Genomic DNA, 13,285 nt, shown 5'->3' with positions numbered 1-13,285 from the left:
AGAGGCGCGAATTTCCCATAAAATACGCGCCTTTTTTGATGCCTGACATTTCAGGCGGCTTGTATGCAGAGATTTGGTTATGAACCCTAAGAGCAATCCAGATACTATTTTTTCGGCTCCAATCGATAAAATTGGGGATTTCACGTTCGATGAACGCGTAGCGGAAGTTTTCCCTGACATGATTCAGCGATCGGTGCCGGGTTACAGCAACATCATTTCTGCAATTGGTATGCTGGCAGAGCGTTTTGTTAAGCCTCACTCAAACATCTACGATCTTGGTTGTTCTTTGGGTGCTGCTACGCTGTCTATGCGTCGTCATATCAAACAAGAAGGTTGCCAAATCATTGCCGTGGACAACTCTACTGCGATGGTTGAACGCTGTAAGCTTCACGTCAACGCGTACCGCAGTGATACACCAGTTGATGTCGTCGAAGCGGACATTCGTAATATCGAAATCGAAAACGCATCTGTAGTGGTATTGAACTTCACTCTGCAGTTCCTTTCTCCGGAAGACCGCTATGCTCTACTAGAGAAAATCTACGCAGGTCTGCGCCCAGGCGGCATTTTGATTCTGTCTGAAAAGTTCGTGTTTGAAGATGAAGTGTCTAACGAGTTGTTGATTGACCTTCACCACGACTTTAAACGTGCAAATGGCTACAGCGAACTAGAAATCAGCCAAAAGCGCAGCGCAATTGAAAACGTGATGCGCCCAGATTCGAAGAAAGATCATAAAGAGCGTTTCGCAGAAATTGGTTTCTCAAGCTACGACGTTTGGTTCCAGTGCTTTAACTTCGGTTCAATGTTTGCGATTAAATAAGCTTCGCAACACAGTTCGCTCTCATTAGGACGTCATCCTCAAGAGCGAGGAACGAGCGAGTTGGGGTTCTCTTATCAAAAACGATAAAAACCGAGATTCCCTATCACGTTCGTCCCTCACTGTAGGGAATGACACATTTAACTTTTACCCAGGGTCTGCTGACTCCATAAACTCAGTGAAAAACTATGTTTAATTTTGCTAATTTTTATCAGTTAATCGCTCAAGACACTCGTCTTCAGCCGTGGCTAAACGTATTACCTCAACAGTTAACAGATTGGCAAAATGCTGAGCACGGTGACTTTGGTCGCTGGCTGAAAGCGCTGAACAAGATCCCACAAGGTGCACCAAACCAAGTGGACATCAAAAACTCAGTAACCATCAGCAACGATACGCCTTTCCATGAAGGTGAGCTGAAAAAGCTAGAAAGCCTACTGCGTACATTCCACCCATGGCGTAAAGGTCCATACACAGTGCACGGTATTCATATCGATACTGAATGGCGCAGTGACTGGAAATGGGATCGCGTGCTTCCGCACATCTCGCCACTAAAAAACCGCAGCGTGCTAGATGTTGGTTGTGGCAACGGCTACCACATGTGGCGCATGCTAGGTGAAGGAGCACGCCTAACGGTTGGTATCGACCCATCTCATCTGTTCCTAATTCAGTTCGAAGCGATTCGTAAGTTAATGGGCGATGACCAACGCGCTCACCTTCTTCCTTTAGGGATTGAACAACTGCCTAAGTTGGAAGCGTTCGATACCGTATTCAGCATGGGCGTGCTTTACCACCGTCGCTCTCCACTGGATCACTTGGTGCAGCTAAAAGACCAGTTAGTATCAGGTGGCGAGCTTGTTCTAGAGACACTCGTTATCGAAGGCGATGAGAACGCGGTATTGGTTCCGACGTCTCGCTACGCGCAAATGCGTAACGTGTACTTCTTCCCGTCAGCGAAAGCACTGAAAGTATGGCTAGAACTGGTTGGCTTTAAAGATGTGCGTATTGTAGATGAGAACGTAACGTCTGTAGATGAGCAGCGTACGACCGACTGGATGACGCACAATTCACTGCCGGATTACCTAGATCCAAACGACCCAAGCAAAACCGTTGAAGGCTACCCTGCACCTCGCCGTGCGGTGCTTGTCGCAACCAAGCCATAATTAACTGAGATTTCTGACATTGTCTTAACTCACTCCCTCCATTAAGACATTAACCTCTCTTCAAATCTAATTAAGGATGCGTCTTGCGTCCTTAATTTTTTGGCTTTTCGTCACTATTCCTCATTCTGTAAGAGTCTGAAGCAGATTCTTGCTTGTGAGCCTTTGGCGATAACGCTAAACTCTTAAAAAACAAACAACTTACTCCAATCCCAAGGTTTTCAATGTTTATACGATTGACTCCGGTTGTTGCCATCGCCTTACTATCTGGATGTACTTTGACCAAAGGCGAACAGTACCACCAAGAAACGTTAGCTGCTATTCAGGCTTCAGAAACGAATTTCAATACTCGCGTTACCAACTTAGAGCTTCAACTTAGTAACCAGTCGGATTACATCGAAAGTTTGGAAGACCAAGTGGATAAGTTAAATGGCGAACTCAATACCTTCCGTAAAGAAGCAATGGACGAAGTGAGAAAGCCTAAAGAACCTATCATTGTTCAAGCTCCTGCTCCCGTTCAAGCAACTCCTACCCATGACATTGTCCTTGGCTCAATTGAGCGAGTGACGATCGATTCAATCAAACAAACGTTCGACGCTCGCGTAGATACCGGCGCGGCAACATCTTCACTGAACGCTGTTGATATCGAAGAATTCGAAAGAAATGGCAAAAACTGGGTGCGTTTCCACCTAGCTGATAATACGAAGTCAGATGAAGAGAAAGATATTTGGATTGAAGCACCAATTATTCGCTACGTGAAAATCCGTCAAGCAACCAATGAAGAACTAGAGCGTCGTGCTGTAGTTGAACTTTGGGTGCGCGTTGGAAAAATTCATGAAAAAGCGCAATTTACGTTGGCAGATCGCTCTCAAATGAACCATCCTGTGTTACTAGGAAGAGAATTTATGCGCGACATCGCACTCGTCGATGTGAGTCGTAAATATATTCAAACGGAAGAAGATAAAAAATAATAAGGTAGATTATGACGTCAAGAATACCGTTTTACCTGTCAATCATCCTTTTGGTGGTTGCGGGCATCGCTTTGAGTGTTTTCAGACATCAGAATTACGGCGTTCCATGGACTCCAGGTGAAACGCGTCAAGTTTGGGATGTTGAAGCCCGCATTGAGTTCAATGCAAATGGCGGTGAAGTTAAAGCTTCTCTCGCTGCTCCTCATACACAAAAAGGCTACACCTTAATCGGTGAGTCGGCGTCATCTCCTGGTTATGGTGTTTCTTACGTAAACTCTGATTCAGGTCGTCGTGCTGAATGGTCTATCCGCCAAGCAACTGGCGCACAAACCATTTACTACAAAGCCCAATTCTTGGTTGATCCACAAGCAAAAGTGGATGAACAGCCACCAACCGGTGAAATTGCCAAACCAACCCTTTCAGCACCTCAACAAGCGGCAGCAAATGCGTTGATTGAGCGTGCAATGAGCCGTTCAGCAGACAACGAGACTTTCGCTCGTGAGCTGATCAAAACACTGAACGATCCAGATAGCCAAAACGCGGCACTGATTCTAAATGACTTTGATCGTACCGACGCTCTGCACAAAATTCTGCTTACCGCTGGCGTACAGAGTAAGACCGTTGGTGTAATCGAGCTGGAAGATGGACGTCGCCGTCAAACGATTCAACCTATGGTTCAAGTTTGGTCTGGCGATAATTGGGTACTCTTCTCACCAAACTCTGAGCAAGCTGCAGCGCAGCCTAACCTGCTTGTTTGGGATGAATCGAATGTTTCGCTACTTGACCTAGTGGGCGGCAAAAACAGCCAAGTTCACTTCTCTATGATCAAGCAGGAGCTTACACCGCAAGAAGCAACCAACAACAAAGTGGAAGCTGACGGTCTATTGAACCTGTCTATCCACAGCCTACCTCTTGAAGAGCAGGCGATGTTTAAGACCATCATGCTGATTCCAATTGGTGCTCTTATTGTTGTATTCCTGCGCGTTATCATCGGTCTTAAGACATCCGGTACCTTCATGCCAGTTCTTATTGCGGTTGCCTTTGTACAAACGCAACTTGTAACAGGTATCGTCGGCTTCCTACTGATTGTCGGTACGGGTCTGATCATCCGAAGTTACTTATCGAGGCTAAACTTACTTCTGGTCGCAAGGATATCCGCGGTTATCATCACAGTAATCATGATCATCTCTGTGTTTACCGTTGTGGCATTCAAGATTGGTCTGACTGAGGGTCTAACCATTACCTTCTTCCCAATGATCATCTTGTCATGGACGATCGAACGTATGTCGATTCTATGGGAAGAAGAAGGCGCGAAAGAAGTTGCCCTTCAAGGTGGTGGCTCACTACTGACCGCGGTACTGGTTTACTTGGCAATGACCAACACCTACATCCAGCACCTAACGTTTAACTTTATCGGCCTACAGCTCATTGTACTGGCAGGTATTCTATTACTAGGTACATACACGGGTTACCGTCTAACTGAGCTACGTCGCTTTAAACCACTAGCGGAGGACTAAACGATGTTTGAACGTTTTACTTCGCCAGCAAAACTCCGCCATAAAGGCATTATGGGGATGAACAAGCGTAACCACAGTTACATTGGTCGTTACAATGATCGTTCTAAATACCCTTTGGTGGATGACAAGCTCAAAACCAAAATTATCGCTGAAGCAGCAGGCGCGACTGTGCCTGCTCTTATTGGTGTGATCGCCAGCCAAGCTGAAGTGAAAAAGATTCACAAGATGGTTGAGAACTGGCCCGGTTTTGTAATCAAGCCAGCTCAAGGCAGTGGTGGTAAAGGTATCTTGGTTATCACTTCGCACAAAGATGGCGTATATACAAAGCCATCGGGTGCTACCTGCAATAAAGAAGAAGTTGAGCGTCACATCAGTAACGCACTCGCGGGTCTTTTCTCCCTTGGTGGTAAGAACGATGTAGCTGTGGTTGAGAACTTAATTAAGTTTGATGACTGCTTCGACGGCTTCAGTTACGAAGGTGTGCCAGACGTACGTATTATCGTATTTAAGGGCTACCCTGTTATGGCGATGATGCGTTGCTCTACAGCAGCATCGGATGGTAAGGCTAACCTTCACCAAGGCGCGGTAGGTGTCGGTATCGACATTGCTACTGGTAAAGCCATTCGCGCGGTGCAATTTGACCAACCAGTGACTCATCACCCAGATACGGGTAAAGACCTGTCGACACTGCAAGTGCCTCATTGGGAGCGTTTGTTAGAGCTTGCGTCCAGTGCTTGGGAAATGACAGGTCTAGGTTACATGGGCACCGACATGGTATTGGACAAAGAAGAAGGTCCAATGGTTCTGGAGCTAAACGCTCGCCCTGGCCTAGCAATCCAAATTGCAAACGGTGCAGGTCTCCTACCTCGCTTGAAACACATTGAGAACCTTGGCACTCCTGCTGAGTATCCAAAACCAAAAGAGCGTGTTGCGTACGCAGCAGAGCAATTTGGCGTAAAATCTCAGTTCTAATCTAATCGCTAGCAGCCATTCTCGTGGTTGCTAGCTTTCTTTTCATATTTGAGCACTATCGCTCTCTTCCTAAGTAATTCATCGTTTTTATCACTGCAATCGATGATCCAGCTAACAAAATACACATCGATCGTTTCTTTTTTCTGCCGATTTTTGATTTTATATTTTCTCCCCCTTACTCAACTCGAGAGGTTGGGCGATGCTAACAAAAGAAACTAATAACAATGATACTCCGCTTGTTGAACAAGAGAACTTTGACCAACACCTACAACGTTTGTCGGAAATCTCTGTCCAAGCACTTGATGAGCTTGCTGAAATGATCGAAAAAGGAAACGACTTTTCAGAAGAATAGGACTTACCTTTTCACATTTAAGCGCCTGCAAAAAAGCCGAGCCTGTTGCCCTACAGACTCGGCTTATTTCGTTTTACAAATACAAAAACGCCCGCGTTTCTTGCGGGCGTTTTATTAGCTTCGGAGTTTAGGACTCAAACTCTTCAATCATCTCTTGTGCTTCAGTCTTAGGTTTATCGTTTTGACCAAAACCGCGCAGACCAACTACGTGTACATGCTCGTGGTCTTTAAACACCTTACGCACGAGTTTGTAGGTCGTACCTTTCTCTGGGCTGATATTTTCTGGCGCCGCGATAAGAAGTTGCATATCCAGACGGTCACACAGTTCAAACAGGGTTGAGATAGATTTCGCATCCAGACGTGCTGCCTCATCAAGGAACAACAGACGACATGGCACGATATCTTTACTGCGCAAACGGCGTGATTCTTCTTCCCAGCTTTGAACAACCATCAGTAGGATTGACTGACCAGTACCGATCGCCTCACCCGTAGATAGCGCGCCAGATTCAGCTTGTAGCCAGCCGTCAGAACCACGGTTCACCTCCACACTTAGCTCTAGGTAGTTACGGTAATCCAGTAGCTCTTCACCCAGAACCTGAGGAGAACGTTGACCCATATCGATATGTGGGTTCACGCGTTGGAACAGTTTCGCCATTGCTTCAGAGAAGGTAAAGCGAGTCGATTCAAACAGATCTTTATGCTGCTCTTGTTGTGTCGCTAGACCGTTAAGTAGCACTTCGTGACTTTCGCGGATCTTCACGTTTAGACGTACGCCCTTCACCTGACCGAACGAGATGTTCGACAAACCTTGGTTCAGCATACGAATACGGTTTTGCTCACGCTGAATCGTCTTCTTGATGATGCTCGCTACTGACTCAGAGCTGATCGCTAGGCGGTTTTCACGTTGCGTTAGCTCTTCCGTTAGACGCGCCAGCTCTACCTCCATCTCTTCGATCGCTTCGACTGGATCATCAGTACGGATGATATCCTGACGAATACGCTCACGAAGGTGTTGGTACACAGCAATGTAGAACAGAACTTTACGCTCTGGACGTGCGTTGTCTTCTGATAGACGCAGCGCATCACGTAGGTCGTCATTGTTCGCAACCGCTAGACGCAGCGCACCTAATGATTTATCCGACATTGAACGCAGTTCATCCGCTGACATGTAAGCCAGTTCACGTTTGTGTAGACGACGCTCAACATCGTTCTCGCGCGCTAGACGAAGTACCGAACACCAGCCAGCTTTCGCTGCAACAACGAAGGTACGCAGCTCAACGTATTCTTTCTGAACTTTCTTCAGACGTTTCGCCAAGCCTTTCATCTCTAGTTCAGTAGAGGTGATCGTACGCTCGTATTCGCTCTTACGGCTACGAGAAGTGTGTAGACGCTCATGCAGTTCGTCACGACGACGCATTGCACGCTCTTCTGCACCTTCGTCAGCGTTCACGCCAAACTCTTGAAGTTCTTGTTTGAACTCTTGAACCGTTTCCAGTTTCGCTTGGTGTGAGCTCTTCAATGACGCTAATACTTGGTTGTATTGGTTCATTTGACCTTGCGATTGTTTCAACTCTTCACGAGAGCGAGTACGCATTTGTTCAGCTTGAACCAGTTTTGCTTTTAGCTGTTCGCTCAGCTCACTGCTCTTGTTCAGTAGGTCTACTGAATCTGAATAAGCGAAGTAGTGGCGACGTTCAACGAGATCCGAGAGCGCAAAGATTTGCTTTTTAAGATCTTGTAGCTGTTCGTCTGCCGCTTTGTATTCTGCTTCTAGCGCATCGAATTGCTCTGGGTCAGCATCTAGGGCAACCGCCACTTTTTCCAGTTCCGCCACCGCTTTAGCGTGGTTGGTTAGGAACGCTTTTGCTTCTGAAAGCTGGGCGATTTTCTCTTCCAACTCATCAAAGCGCGCTTGCAGCGACTCATCTTCAATCAACGCCATGTTCGGTGCTAGCTTGTCTAGAGAAGACAATGCTTGCTTGCTGGTTTGCAGTTGAGAACGTTGCTGCTGCTCTTTTGCATCCAGATCAGCCAGTACGCGCGCAATTTGGTTACGCTTGTCGCGAATGGTTGCCAATGCTTGCTCTGGGTCAGCTTCGAATGCTACTTGAATATGGCTTGCCACAAACTGGTTGAACGCTTGGTACAGACGCTGCATTTTTTGCGAATCGAATGCCGCTTTCGCGTGCTTCTCAACCACTTCTTCACGTTCGTTACGCAGTAGCTCTAAACGCTGCTCACGTGCTGCACGACCAAACAATGGGATTTCAGGCAAGCGAGAGTAACGCATTTGGCGATCGTTCATGCGAACACAAACCGCGCCTTCTAACTCTTCTGCGTCGAATGAGCTGTCATCAAAGGCATCGATGTCCCCTTCAATGATGTACAAGTCTTCTGGACAGTCGTCTAGCTCTACCAGTTTCTCTTCGATACCAGATAGGTCAGAAACAACGATAGCGTGACGAGCCGGACCGTACATCGCACTGAAGTAAGGCGCGTCATCAATAGTGATGTCATCATAGATCTCTGACAGCAATACGCCGCCTAGAGTATCTGCCAAACCTTTCAGACGAGGGTCGTTTGAACCACCAGGTGAAGCAAGACGCTCAATCTCAGTGTCAAGTTGTCTGCGACGCTCTGCTAGTTTGTCTTTTGCCAGAGAAAGGGTCTTCTCTTGCTCAAGCACCACTTGCATTTGGCTCATGACTGACTGGCTATCTTCTAGCTCAGCGCCACTTTGTTCACGCAGTTTTTCTAGCGCATCGTTCGCTGCAATCCACGTTGGAGCAATGGCTTCTAGCTTGTTGATTTCCGCCGCTGCATCTTGCTCTAGACGACGCTGTTCGCTGCGTTGTTCACGCACGTCTTCTTGCGTCATTTCTAGCGAGTCGATTTGCATCGCATGACGTTCACGCTCTTGTTCAAACGTGATTTCGTCAGTCAGTTCAACATGGAATTGCTTTTGGTATTCGTCGACTAGCTCGCGCGCTTGACGTTGCTGGTTAAGGCTACGCTCAAGGTCACGGTGCTGTGCACGCCATTGCTGTTCGTTTTGCGCGACTTGCTGAGATTCACGCGCTTTCGCTATTGCGGTTTTCGCATGTTCAGACGCGTCTTTACGCTCAACTTGACCAACGATGCTTTGTACCAGTTTAAGCGCGGTTTCGAACTGCTCTGCTGCCGCAGAAGACATGTCCAGTTTGTGCTTAACCGATAGCAACGCGTTGGTGCTTTCTGATTCTTTGCTCTTAAGCTCAGAGACAAGCGCTTGTGCCGATTCTGCCGTTAGGCTGTCATCGCCAAGTAGTTGCTTCGCTTTTTCCAGCGCTTGAACCGCTTGTTGGTATTGAAGGGCGCGAGTTTGTTGAACGTCGAGTGCTTGTTGGTAGTCAGCCAGCTGCGTCTTAAGGCTATCCACCTCTTCTTCCGCAACGGTCGCTTGCTCTTCCACCATCATCACGCGTTCTTGCGCTTCTTCCACTACCATCATCTGTTCTTCAAGACGCTCACTCAGCTCTTCAAGATCTTCTTGGTAGCGTTCGATCTTCTCTTGCTGGCGTAATGCGTTTTGCACCAGTTGCAAGTGATCCGAAGCCGCTTGGTAATCTTGCTCTAGCGCAGATTCCGACTCGATCAGCAGTTCCAGCTCTTCTTGAACACGGTTAAGCAGGTTGTTTTGCTCAACGAGAGTTTCGCGAGAACCGAACAGCTCTGAACGCAATGACAGCGTTTTATCCAGCTTATTACGACGATCGTTCGCGTGACGCATGTAGTCCGCAGCCACGTAGTTGGTTGACTCTGTGATCAAGTGTTTGAACAAGTCACGGTCTGCTTGCGTGGTTTTGATCGCTTCTAGCGTCATGCGGTTTTCACGCAGTGCTGATTCCATATCTTGGAACGCTTTCTTCACGCCGCCGTTTTGTGGCAGAAGGTAGTCACGTAGCGAGCGTGTAATCGCACTTGAGATACCACCGTAAAGCGATGCTTCGATCAAGCGGTAGAATTTAGAACGGTCACCAGAGTTACGCAGTTTCTTCGGAATCACACCGAATTCGAACATCTGCGAGTGGTAATCCACGATAGAAGAGAAGGCTTTAAATTGAACGCCTTCAAATTCTGCGATCGATTCTTTTACTTCATTGATTTGACGTACACGAGCTTGAGTCGCAGATACGCTTTCAACCAAGATATCCGTTGGTTTCACATGGCTTGGAAGACCTTGGATAACAAACGGTTTGATGTCTACTTTCTTATCACGACCCGCTACTTGCTGCAGTTTTACTGCAAACAATAGGCGTTGGTTACGTGAGTTCACCACATCTAGCGCCGCATAACATGCGCCCGGCTGTAACTTACCGTACAGACCTTTGTCGCGAGACGATTGGCTGCTGCCTGCTTCTGTGGTGTTACGGAAGTGCAGTAGCGTTTGGTCAGGAATCAATGCGGTGATGAACGCCGCCATTGTGGTTGATTTACCTGCACCGTTACCACCTGATAGCGTGGTGACCAGACCATCAATGTCAAACGTACGGGCAAAGAAGCCGTTCCAGTTGACCATGGTCAGCGATTGGTATTTACCGCGTTCAATCATGCTCATGCTTCACCCTCTTCTGTTGTTTCTTCTTGGGCTTGGTCGTCTTGATCTTCTTCAGACAATAGGCTGCCTTGGCTTGGCTCTTTGGTGTGCACTACCGCTTCACCATCACGGATCAGACGTAGCTGCGCTTCACGCATATCATCGCCAACACGTACATCGGCACCAAAGCGGAATACTGCTTCACTGATGCTGAATTTACCGGTTTCACCGATGTTGATGATCATGCCTAGGCGACGCAGGCGACGGAGTGACGTACGTACTTTTTCAAACAGCTTTTCTTTATCAAGGTCAGAACCAGTCGCACGGTTCGTCACTAGCTTCATCAGCTTGTTTTCATCAGCCAGAGCAAGTAGCTCGTCGTACAATTCTTGGTTAGTGAAGATGCCTTCGTGCGCAAGACGTTCTGGGCTTAGGTAAAGGAAACACAGTACCTTACCCACCAGCATGTCCAGCTCAGAAAGGACACTACGACCAATCAAAGACGTTGAACGTGGACGGAGGTAGAAGAAACCTTCTGGCGCTTTCACCAATTCAGTGTTGTAGCGCTGGTAGAAAGAAGAAAGCTCAAGTTCGAAATCCGACAACAACGCGTGGTTGTCCAGATCTTCACTTGAAACATGACGCCCTGCTCGAAGCATGCTGTCTAGCGCTGGGAACAGAGGATTAGAAATTGCTTTTGCCAGATTCTCTGACATGTATTCATTAGTATCGGTCGATGACATTCGCTTGTACCTTTGCCCCAAATTCGTTGATTGCTTTCCAGTCTGGCTGAACAGCTTGGTAGTCGGATTCTGAATAACCCAGACGTACCGCCTGATCAACGACAATGCGAGCTAAATCAAAGTGATGAGTATGAGGGTGCTGTGCAAGGTAATCTCGCAGTACCACACTCAAGTCAATAGGTGCGCCTTGGTCTTTATGCGCTTTCAGCATGTCACCAATTCGCTCCGCCAACTCATCATTGACTTGTTGAAACTCTTCGTATTCCACTTCCATCGGAACTTGACCTGTTACCTCGTCATCACGCAGTACTAGGGCTTCATCACGAAGGTCAGAAAGCCTTTCCGCATCTGCATAAGTCAGATACCAAGGCGAATCAAAGTAGTCTTTAACGGACTGGCGTAGACGCGAGCTAAAAGCACGGTTCTTATCCATATCAATAGCAGTACGGATGAACTTGTGCACGTGTCGGTCGTAGCCAATCCAAAGGTCGATCGCTTGCTGGCCCCAGCTTGTGATTCGGTCCAGTTTCATCTGAAGACCAAACAAGGCTTCCTCGATAAACTCAAGCTCAGGGTCACCATAGACAATCTCTTGAATGTCTAGGATCTGAGTTTGCAGTTCATCACTGGCAGCTTGCAGCGTATCTTGAAGTTCACGCAACGTGCTTGATGTTTCTGACAGAAGCGCTTCACAGTTGTTGATTGCTTCACGCCAGTCTTTGTTAAGCAGGTCAGCAATCTGTTGTTTCACAGATTGTTGCTGCTCATCCATCACACGTTGGTTGAGATCAATTTGATCGAAGATTTCGCCTACAGAATATTTCAATATCCCGTACACGTTCTTCTTCCAGTGGCCCGGCGTGCCACCTTTTTGTGCCGCTTCAATCGCTTTCGCCATTTCATCAGCGACCATAGACAACTGAATAGAAAGGCGCAGTTTCGAGAACTCACGATGGCGCACGTAGTAGTCGGTAATTCCTATCGCTAATGGCGACAAGCGGTAAATGCTCGCTCCGTCAGTAATCTCACTGACAAAACGGCTCATAAGACGCTGCTTAACCATCTCGTTAATGGCATTGTTCGCACGGAAAGCCGAAGCTTCTCCCGTCTCATCAAAAAGTCGAGTGACGATGGCAAATGCGTCGTGCAATTCACCTTCACCCAATTCTTCATCGAACCTTTCATTACTTAATACAGCGATAGCAATCAAAAATGCCAGTCGCTCAGTGGTCAGGTTCAACGAGAAATCGTGCTGCTTTACCCAGCCAACCAACTCATCGATTGGTTGCTCTGCAGCATTGAGAGTCATCTCACTCATCGTTATTCCTGTTTATCGTTCTTCTTAGCCCACACATGAATATAGCGGCCTAATGAGAGGTATGGCTCTTGTCGACAAAGTTGTTTTTCTAGCGCCAACACATCTTCAAACTCGTAATCGCCCATGTATTGCATATTACCTATGTAATCACTGAATGAACGAATACCAGATTTACCACAAATACTAAAACCAGAATCTTCTATCCATTGATAAACCTCTTCAGGTTTTAGCCCTTTTTGTGGCTGTAGTTTAAATCTTTTTCGGTGAGGCATGCCGTCTAAAACATGAGGAATGTTGCCACAAACCACATTTTTATAGACCAAGCCGTGGTGGTTATAGAACATAACCGAAGCGATGCCCCCCGGTTTGACCTGCTCCAAAAGCGTTTCAAGTGCGGTTTTCGGATCAACCAACCACTCCATAACGGCATGGAACATGACAAGGTCCACCTGCGCTTCCATGTGTTCAGCAATGGATTGGACAGGCGAATGAATCAGGCGATACTGCTCAAGCAAACCGTTTTTTTCAATATCCTGCTTTGCTAGTTGCAGCATTTCCGAAGATAGATCACACAAAGCGACATGATGTCCGAGCTTAGCAAGCTTTTGCGACATTTGCGCTAAACCACCACCAGCATCAAGGACTTGTAGTGCTTGATGGTCGGCGTCTAATTCACTTAGAATCTGTAGAAAATCTTCCCACACAATGATTTGTCGGATCTCCCCTTTATCGGAGCCGTAAATATTTTTTGCAAATTTGTGGGCGATATCGTCGAAATTGCGGTCTTCTGTCACTTCTGCTGAGTTATCATAACGGATTGTGCCGCTATTCTGTCACAAGGAAAGCAGGAATAAAGAGGGTTATC

10 protein-coding genes are annotated in these 13,285 nt (G+C 47.1%); 6 read left to right on the top strand and 4 right to left on the bottom strand.

What is annotated here, in order from left to right:
- Window positions 1-79: 79 nt before the first annotated feature.
- The 6 genes from cmoA to NL647_RS11515 all read left to right on the top strand — a co-directional run bounded on the left by cmoA (window position 80) and on the right by NL647_RS11515 (window position 5,783).
- Window positions 80-817 carry a carboxy-S-adenosyl-L-methionine synthase CmoA gene (cmoA, locus tag NL647_RS11540; protein ID WP_253650162.1) on the top strand — a complete coding sequence of 246 codons (738 nt, stop codon included), beginning with the start codon at window positions 80-82 and terminating at the stop codon, window positions 815-817.
- Between the two features lie 185 nt (window positions 818-1,002).
- Window positions 1,003-1,974 (top strand): tRNA 5-methoxyuridine(34)/uridine 5-oxyacetic acid(34) synthase CmoB, encoded by a 972-nt coding sequence (cmoB, locus tag NL647_RS11535; RefSeq protein ID WP_005450339.1) that lies wholly within the window; start codon window positions 1,003-1,005, stop codon window positions 1,972-1,974.
- A 221-nt stretch (window positions 1,975-2,195) separates the two neighbouring features.
- The gene (locus tag NL647_RS11530; RefSeq protein WP_005450340.1) at window positions 2,196-2,942 is read left to right on the top strand and encodes an ATP-dependent zinc protease; all 747 of its coding nucleotides are present in this window, start codon (window positions 2,196-2,198) and stop codon (window positions 2,940-2,942) included.
- 11 nt (window positions 2,943-2,953) lie between these two features.
- Complete coding sequence (locus tag NL647_RS11525) at window positions 2,954-4,459, top strand: inactive transglutaminase family protein (RefSeq protein WP_061065737.1); 1,506 nt, start codon at window positions 2,954-2,956, stop codon at window positions 4,457-4,459.
- 3 nt (window positions 4,460-4,462) lie between these two features.
- Entirely contained in the window at window positions 4,463-5,431 is a 969-nt protein-coding gene (locus NL647_RS11520) for an alpha-L-glutamate ligase-like protein (RefSeq protein WP_005450342.1), read from the top strand.
- Window positions 5,432-5,630: 199 nt separating this feature from the next.
- Window positions 5,631-5,783, top strand: coding sequence for a hypothetical protein (locus NL647_RS11515; RefSeq protein ID WP_005450343.1), 153 nt, complete (start codon window positions 5,631-5,633; stop codon window positions 5,781-5,783).
- 127 nt (window positions 5,784-5,910) lie between these two features.
- Here the strand turns inward: NL647_RS11515 and mukB are convergent, their stop codons facing one another.
- The 4 genes from mukB to cmoM are packed head-to-tail and all read right to left on the bottom strand — an operon-like array spanning window position 5,911 to window position 13,214.
- Window positions 5,911-10,374, bottom strand: coding sequence for a chromosome partition protein MukB (gene mukB / locus NL647_RS11510; RefSeq protein ID WP_253650301.1), 4,464 nt, complete (start codon window positions 10,372-10,374; stop codon window positions 5,911-5,913).
- Between the two features lie 2 nt (window positions 10,375-10,376).
- Complete coding sequence (mukE, locus tag NL647_RS11505) at window positions 10,377-11,102, bottom strand: chromosome partition protein MukE (RefSeq protein WP_009698285.1); 726 nt, start codon at window positions 11,100-11,102, stop codon at window positions 10,377-10,379.
- On the bottom strand, window positions 11,083-12,420 hold the full coding sequence (gene mukF, locus NL647_RS11500) for a chromosome partition protein MukF (protein ID WP_009698286.1): 1,338 nt from the start codon (window positions 12,418-12,420) through the stop codon (window positions 11,083-11,085). The genes mukE and mukF overlap by 20 nt, the downstream gene beginning before the upstream one ends.
- A gap of 2 nt (window positions 12,421-12,422) precedes the next feature.
- Window positions 12,423-13,214: a tRNA uridine 5-oxyacetic acid(34) methyltransferase CmoM gene (gene cmoM / locus NL647_RS11495; RefSeq protein WP_009698287.1), complete on the bottom strand. Its 792-nt coding sequence runs from the start codon at window positions 13,212-13,214 to the stop codon at window positions 12,423-12,425.
- Window positions 13,215-13,285: the final 71 nt, after the last annotated feature.

The organism is Vibrio sp. Y29_XK_CS5 (genome assembly GCF_024181835.1).
Lineage (GTDB): Bacteria > Pseudomonadota > Gammaproteobacteria > Enterobacterales > Vibrionaceae > Vibrio > Vibrio harveyi.
Note: the sequence above shows the minus strand (reverse complement) of the source record. Positions and strands in the feature narration are given on the sequence as shown.

Coding starts and splice junctions, on each gene's coding strand:
- mukF (WP_009698286.1), bottom strand. CDS start 12,420: ATGAGTGAGATGACTCTCAATGCTGCAGAGCAACCAATCGATGAGTTG.
- NL647_RS11520 (WP_005450342.1), top strand. CDS start 4,463: ATGTTTGAACGTTTTACTTCGCCAGCAAAACTCCGCCATAAAGGCATT.
- NL647_RS11525 (WP_061065737.1), top strand. CDS start 2,954: ATGACGTCAAGAATACCGTTTTACCTGTCAATCATCCTTTTGGTGGTT.
- mukB (WP_253650301.1), bottom strand. CDS start 10,374: ATGATTGAACGCGGTAAATACCAATCGCTGACCATGGTCAACTGGAAC.
- NL647_RS11515 (WP_005450343.1), top strand. CDS start 5,631: ATGCTAACAAAAGAAACTAATAACAATGATACTCCGCTTGTTGAACAA.
- cmoA (WP_253650162.1), top strand. CDS start 80: ATGAACCCTAAGAGCAATCCAGATACTATTTTTTCGGCTCCAATCGAT.
- mukE (WP_009698285.1), bottom strand. CDS start 11,102: ATGTCATCGACCGATACTAATGAATACATGTCAGAGAATCTGGCAAAA.
- cmoB (WP_005450339.1), top strand. CDS start 1,003: ATGTTTAATTTTGCTAATTTTTATCAGTTAATCGCTCAAGACACTCGT.
- NL647_RS11530 (WP_005450340.1), top strand. CDS start 2,196: ATGTTTATACGATTGACTCCGGTTGTTGCCATCGCCTTACTATCTGGA.